Source organism: Protofrankia sp. Cr1 (assembly GCF_963555865.1).
Taxonomy (GTDB): domain Bacteria; phylum Actinomycetota; class Actinomycetes; order Frankiales; family Frankiaceae; genus Protofrankia.
Genome location: NZ_CAUVXO010000001.1, coordinates 50,610 through 57,085, shown reverse-complemented (window position 1 = coordinate 57,085; position 6,476 = coordinate 50,610). Strand labels below are relative to the sequence as shown.

Sequence of the window (6,476 nt, the reverse complement as noted above, 5' to 3'; positions counted from 1 at the left end):
GGGTGGCAGACGTGAGCCACGGCCCGAGGTGCCAGGACCCTGCGCCCGCCGAGCGCAGGTCTCGTAGAATTGCCCGATGATCGTCAACCAGTCGGGGCCAAACGGACATGACGACATCGCCATCACCCCGTTGCACGCCGTTTTCGACGAGGACGAGTGCGCTCGCCTCGCGGGCCTGGGCGAGTTCACCCGCGGCGTCGCCCTCGCGTTGCAGGGACGAGTCGGTGACCTGCGGATCCGACCGAGCAGTGCGTCCGGCACCGTGGACGGTGACCAACCCACCCAGACCCAGCTGTCAGTGATCGATGGGACGCCGGGGTCGACCTGTACGTGTCCGACCGGTGCCGTCGAACAGTTCTGCGCGCACGCCGTCGCACTCGCCCTCGTGGCCACCGGGGCGATCGACCCCGGTGAGGACGACGACGACTTCGACAGCACCGACGACGGCTTCTACGACGCCGACGGCCAGCCGATCGACCTGCGGGACTTCCTCGAGAGCCTCGACGGACCAGGCCTGGTCGACCTGGTTGTCGACCTCGCCGCCGTCAACGACGTCCTGGCGATGGATCTGCGGGAGGCCGCGACCCGCTGGCGACGCCCGCACCCGACCGACTGACCCGACCGGCCGACCATGCCGGCGGGCCGGCATCGACGCGCGCCGGGCGCCGGGCGCCGGGCGCCGATGCCACCGCACTGTATTGCCAGGCGTCATTCCACGGTGACCGACTTGGCGAGGTTGCGCGGCTGGTCGACGTCGAGGCCGCGGGCGAGGGCCAGTTCGCACGCGAAGACCTGCAGCGGCAGCGTCGTCACCAGCGGCGCGAACAGGGTCGGTGTTTCCGGTACCCGGATCAGATGCTCCGCGTAGGGTTCGACCACGGTGTCACCCTCCTCGGCGATCACAATGGTTCGCGCTCCGCGGGCACGCACCTCCTGGATGTTGGAAACGATCTTCCCATGCAGGTGTGAACGGCCCCGCGGGGACGGCACCACGATCACCACCGGCAGACCCGGCTCGATGAGCGCGATCGGCCCGTGCTTCAGCTCGCCTGCCGGAAAGCCCTCGGCGTGCATGTAGGCGAGCTCCTTGAGCTTGAGAGCGCCTTCCAGCGCCACCGGGTAACCGACATGGCGGCCGAGGAACAGCACCGCCTTGGCGTCGACCAGAGTGCGCGCAAGCGCCCTTATCGGCTCGACCGTGGCCAGGGTCTCGCGCACGAGCATCGGGGTGGTCTGCAGTTTCTCGACGTACCGCGCGACCTCGTCGCCGTAGAGGACACCGCGGGCCTGTGCGAGGTACAGGCCGACCAGCAGACACGCGGCGACCTGGCCGAGGAAGGTCTTGGTCGAAGCGACACCGACCTCCGGGCCACACCGGGTGTAGAGCACGGCATCGGACTCCCGTGGGATGGTCGACCCGTTCGTGTTACAGATCGCCAGCACCCTGGCCTTCTGCTCCCGTGCGTGCTTGACCGCCATCAGGGTGTCCAGCGTCTCGCCGCTCTGACTGATGGCGATCACCAGGGTTGAACGGTCGAGGACCGGGTCGCGGTAGCGGAACTCCGAGGCCATCTCGACCTCGCACGGCAGCCGCGTCCAGTGCTCGATCGCATACTTGGCGATCAGCCCGGCATGGTAAGCCGTGCCGCAGGCGACGATGAAGACCTTGTCGACGTCACGGAAGTCCTGGGTGGAAAGGCGCTCCTCGTCCAGAACAATCTCGCCGGCGTTCGACAGACGTCCACGCAGCGTGTCCGCGAGCGCCGTCGGCTGCTCGCTGATCTCCTTCAGCATGAAATAAGGAAAACCGCCCTTTTCCGCGGCGCTGGCATCCCAGTTCACATGGTATGGGCGGCCCTCGACAACGCCGCCGGCGAAGTCGATGATGGTAACCCCGTCGCGGCGGGCCTCGACCACCTGGTCCTGCCCGATCTCCAACGCGCTGCGGGTGTGCGCGATGAACGCCGCGACGTCGCTGGCCAGAAAGGTCTCACCCGCACCCAGGCCCACGACCAGCGGACTGTTGCGGCGCGCACCCACCACCACGTCTGGATGATCACGATGCACGACGACGAGTGTGAAGGCGCCATCCAATCGGCCGCAGACCCGCCGTAGCGCCTCGCTGAGCGGGCTCACACCCGCCGTTGCATCACCGCCGGCAGCGGCCATCCCAGCGAGTTCGATCTCGAGAAGGTGTGCGACCACCTCGGTGTCGGTCTCGCTGGTCAGCTCATGCCCGCCGCTCTCCAGGCCGGCCCGCAGACTCGCGAAGTTCTCGATGATCCCATTGTGAATCACAGCGATGGCGCCCGTGCAGTCGGTGTGCGGATGTGCATTGACGTCCGTCGGACCGCCGTGCGTCGCCCAGCGGGTGTGGCCGATGCCGGTGGTCCCGGGTAGGCCGGTGTCCGCCTCGCCCAGCATTTTCTCCAGATTCGCCAGTTTGCCGGCCTTGCGCACAACACGTAGCCGGCCGTCAGCGACCACTGCAATGCCCGCCGAGTCGTAGCCTCGATACTCCAGGCGGCGCAGCCCCGCAAGAGCGACATCCAGCGCCGACTGTCCGCCGATGTACCCGATGATCCCACACATGCGGTCAGGGTACGCAACCGAGGAAGTGTGCGAGCGCTGCCACACCTGTTTGGGTGGATGCGTCGAATGGCAAAGGGTCCGTTGCCGGGCGCTCTTAGCCGAGGGCGCTCTGGACGATCGCGGACAGGCGTGCGGCCACCGCTTGCGCCTGGGCGGTGGTCGGTGCCTCCACCATGACCCGTACCAGGGGCTCGGTGCCTGACGGACGCAGCAGAACCCGACCTTCATCGCCCAGTTCAGCCTCGGCCGCCGCCACCGCCGCGGCCAACTCAGCTGAGGTGGCAACCTTCGACCGGTCGACGCCCCGGACGTTCACCAACACCTGCGGCAGCCGTGTCATGACCTTCGCCAGCTCCGCCAACGGGCGGTCGGTCTCGGCCATCCGGCCCAGCACCTGCAACGCCGTGAGCAACCCGTCCCCGGTCGTCGCGTGGCGAAGGAAGACGACATGACCGCTCTGCTCCCCACCGAGGGACAGTCCCCGCTCACGCATGACCTCAAGCACGTAACGGTCACCAACGGGGGTCGTGATCACCTCGATGCCGGCGTCCCGCATCGCATGATGCAGGCCGAGGTTCGACATCACCGTCACCACGAGGGTGTTGTCGGCAAGCTGGCCACGCTCACGCAGCGCAAGAGCGCACAGCGCGAGGATCTGGTCGCCGTCAACGACCTCACCATTGGCGTCGACGGCGATGCAACGGTCGGCGTCCCCATCGTGCGCCATGCCGGCGTCAGCGCCGTGTTGCACCACGGCGGCCCGCAGCGATTCCATGTGGGTCGCGCCACAGGCGTCGTTGATCCGGGTCCCGTCCCCGTCGGAATGCAGGGCGATCACGTCGGCACCGGCCGTGCGCAACACGCGCGGCGCCAACAGGGACGCGGCACCCTGCGCACAGTCGACCACGACCCGAAGCCCGGTCAGCGGGACGGGCACGGTCGCCAGCAGGAAGTCCGTGTAGCTCTCCACGAGACCACCGTCGTCACGGACCCGCCCGATCGCCGCGCCGGTGGGACGGGTCGACGCGGGACCCGTGAGACGTTCGGCGATCTCGTCCTCGATCTCGTCCGGGAGCTTGTGCCCGCCAGCCGCGAACAACTTGATGCCGTTGTCCGGCATCGGGTTGTGGCTCGCCGAGAGCATCACGCCGAGGGCCGCGTTCGAGCTGATCACCGCATGAGCCACCGCCGGTGTGGGCACGACACCGATCCGCAGGACGTCCGCGCCGGCCGACGCGAGACCGGCGACGACCGCGGCCTCCAGGAATTCCCCGGACGGCCGGGTGTCACGGCCTACCACTACGGCCGGGCGCCCGCTGCCAGCAACGCGGTGCTCGGTGAGCACCCCCACAGCCGCCGCCGACAACGCCAATGCCAGTTCGGCGGTGAGATCGACATTGGCGACCCCGCGCACGCCATCGGTACCGAAGAGCCTCGCCACTTCGAGATCCCGCGAGGTCAGCGCGTCAGCGCTTGCTGTACTGAGGTGCCTTCCGAGCCTTCTTCAGGCCGTACTTCTTACGCTCCTTGACCCGGGGATCACGAGTCAGGAAGCCCGCCTTCTTCAGTATCGGACGGGATTCCTCCTCGGCAACGGTCAGCGCCCGCGCAAGGGCAAGGCGAAGTGCGCCGGCCTGGCCGGAGACGCCGCCACCGTGCAGGCGTGCAGCCACATCGTAGGACTCGGCGCGGTCCAACGCCTTGAGCGGCTCGTTGACAAGCTGCTGGTGAACCTTGTTGGGGAAGTACTCCTCCAGGGAACGCCCGTTGAGCGTCCATTTGCCGCTGCCCGGCAGCAGGCGTACCCGGACAACAGCCTCCTTGCGCCGACCGGTGGCACGAGGGTTGCCCTGGGCGTCGGTCACGACAGCCACGTCGTCTGTCCTTCCTGGTCAGATGGTCCGCGGCTTACTGCGCGACCTGGATGATTTCGAACGGATGGGGCTGCTGAGCCTGGTGGGGATGGATTGGCCCCGCGTAGACCTTGAGCTTGGTGCCCTGTGCCCTACCCAGCTTGCTCTTCGGCAGCATGCCCTTGATCGCCTTCTCGACGATGACCTGGGGCCGCGTGTCGAGCAGTGTCCCATAAGAGGTGCTGCGCAGACCGCCAGGGTAGCCGGAGTGTCGGTGATACTGGGCCTGCTCGCGCTTGTTACCACTCAGGACGACCTTGCCCGCGTTCACGACGATGACGAAGTCACCGGTGTCGATGTGCGGCGCGAATGTCGGCTTGTGCTTGCCTCGCAGCAGTTGAGCGGCCTGGCTGGCCAGCCTGCCGAGCACCACGTCCGTGGCATCGATGACATGCCAGGCTTGCTGGATGTCCGTGGGCTTGGGCTGGTACGTGCGCACAGGTCTGCCTTTTCTTGTCAGCGGATGCGTTCGATTGTGCCGTCGGGCCGCTCACGCCGCTTGACGCCTGGATCTCGCAACCCGTCATGAGCGTTAGGTCCTCCGAGGCCGCCGATGACGCGAAAAGACCGCTGATCGCATCGCCTTTGGCCGGCTAGTCCTTGAGGTTACCAGGCGGACGACGCAGCCGGCCGGCGAGGTCTGCGAACTGATCGGCAGCCGATGAAGATCCACCGAGCACGCCGTAGTCTGCGGCAGGTGGATGAGAAACCGCCAGAACGTTCACCCGGCGTTTCGGGGGACGCCCTCGAACATCCCGGCGATCTGTGGGCCCCGCCCGCCGACGACCCGCTGTTCGGCCCGCTGCGTGGATTGCCGTCCTCGATCCGCCGGCCGGTATGGACCCCCGACGCCGGCAGCTCCGTCCCGGATCCGGGCATGCCGGATCCGGGCATGCCAAATCCGGCAATCCCCGGGCCGGCAGCAGCCGAGCCGGCACCAACCGGACCGGCAGCAACCGGACCGGCAGCAATGGACTCAGCGCCCCCGGCCACATCGGCTGCGGCAACCGACGGCGCGTTGGTGCCTATCCAGGATCTGGACGCGCAGGATGATGCGCGCCGCCCGCCGGCCCCCGTTCGTCCCGTGACCCGGGGTTACATCGCTAGGTTGATCACAGTGGCGGGCATTGTGGCTGCCCTGGTGATCGCCTCTGTCGCCATCGTCGCCAAGCATGACAGCCGCAGCAGCCGGCGGGCCTCGCCGTCGGTGGCAACGGCAGGCCCGGGGCTGGTCAGCCCCGGTTTCATCGAAAGCGCGCGGACGGATTCCGACCCGGTCACAGCCAGCGAGTTCTTCGCCGCCGACCGTGCCACTCTCGATCTTCGTTCCTACCGGCGGCTCGCATCCACGCTGGAGGTCGGGTGCCCGGGTCTCACCGGTGAACTCGCTACCGCGCTGCCCGGCGACCGGTGCCGGCAGCTCGTCCACGCGGTGTATCTGAGTGAATCGGAGACGTCCGGACGCCGGGTGCTGGCAGCGGTGTCCGTTCTCGTTCTCGACGACGCGACTACCGCTGCGAAGGCGGCAAGCGTGATCGCTGCCGGCCAGGGTGGCGTACCGGCCGTGGCGGTGCCGGCGGATGCTCTGCCCGGCGCGGTGGTCACGAATCCGACCGGCGACAACTCGTGGCGGAACGCGCGGGTCAGCGGCCATTACCTGATCGTGCTGCAGCTCGCCTACACCGACGGTAGCCAGGGAGCAGGTGCTGACCCCGCGTTGAGCACCGCCAGCCACGATCTCGCGCTACTTGCCACCGAGCCGATCTTTCGACGCGGCCTCACCGGCCACGGGCCGCACTGACGATCGTCGCGTACCCTTTGGCCTTAGTGGTCGCCGCCGGAAGTTCGTCCAGGGTCTGCCGGCGCCAGGCGGCGCCTCGCGTCGTTGTCGTCAGCCCAGGTAGAACACCGCTACCTGGGCCTCCTCCGCCTCGCGACGCATCCACCCGGCATCCGACACCCCCCGAACAA

General features: G+C 68.0%; 6 protein-coding genes. 2 read left to right on the top strand and 4 right to left on the bottom strand.

Annotated features, from left to right (window positions below):
• Positions 1-76 precede the first annotated feature (76 nt).
• Positions 77-616: a hypothetical protein gene (locus tag U9980_RS00320; RefSeq protein ID WP_322747185.1), complete on the top strand. Its 540-nt coding sequence runs from the start codon at positions 77-79 to the stop codon at positions 614-616.
• A 92-nt stretch (positions 617-708) separates the two neighbouring features.
• Here the strand turns inward: U9980_RS00320 and glmS are convergent, their stop codons facing one another.
• The 4 genes from glmS to rplM form a co-directional block, all read right to left on the bottom strand.
• On the bottom strand, positions 709-2,592 hold the full coding sequence (gene glmS, locus U9980_RS00315) for a glutamine--fructose-6-phosphate transaminase (isomerizing) (RefSeq protein WP_322766184.1): 1,884 nt from the start codon (positions 2,590-2,592) through the stop codon (positions 709-711).
• 94 nt (positions 2,593-2,686) lie between these two features.
• Positions 2,687-4,033, bottom strand: coding sequence for a phosphoglucosamine mutase (gene glmM / locus U9980_RS00310; RefSeq protein WP_322766183.1), 1,347 nt, complete (start codon positions 4,031-4,033; stop codon positions 2,687-2,689).
• A 25-nt stretch (positions 4,034-4,058) separates the two neighbouring features.
• On the bottom strand, positions 4,059-4,466 hold the full coding sequence (rpsI, locus tag U9980_RS00305) for a 30S ribosomal protein S9 (protein ID WP_322766182.1): 408 nt from the start codon (positions 4,464-4,466) through the stop codon (positions 4,059-4,061).
• A gap of 34 nt (positions 4,467-4,500) precedes the next feature.
• Positions 4,501-4,944 carry a 50S ribosomal protein L13 gene (gene rplM / locus U9980_RS00300; RefSeq protein ID WP_322766181.1) on the bottom strand — a complete coding sequence of 148 codons (444 nt, stop codon included), beginning with the start codon at positions 4,942-4,944 and terminating at the stop codon, positions 4,501-4,503.
• A gap of 678 nt (positions 4,945-5,622) precedes the next feature.
• On the opposite strand from rplM, the gene U9980_RS00295 reads away from it, so the two are divergent.
• On the top strand, positions 5,623-6,306 hold the full coding sequence (locus U9980_RS00295; RefSeq protein WP_322766180.1) for a hypothetical protein: 684 nt from the start codon (positions 5,623-5,625) through the stop codon (positions 6,304-6,306).
• Positions 6,307-6,476: the final 170 nt, after the last annotated feature.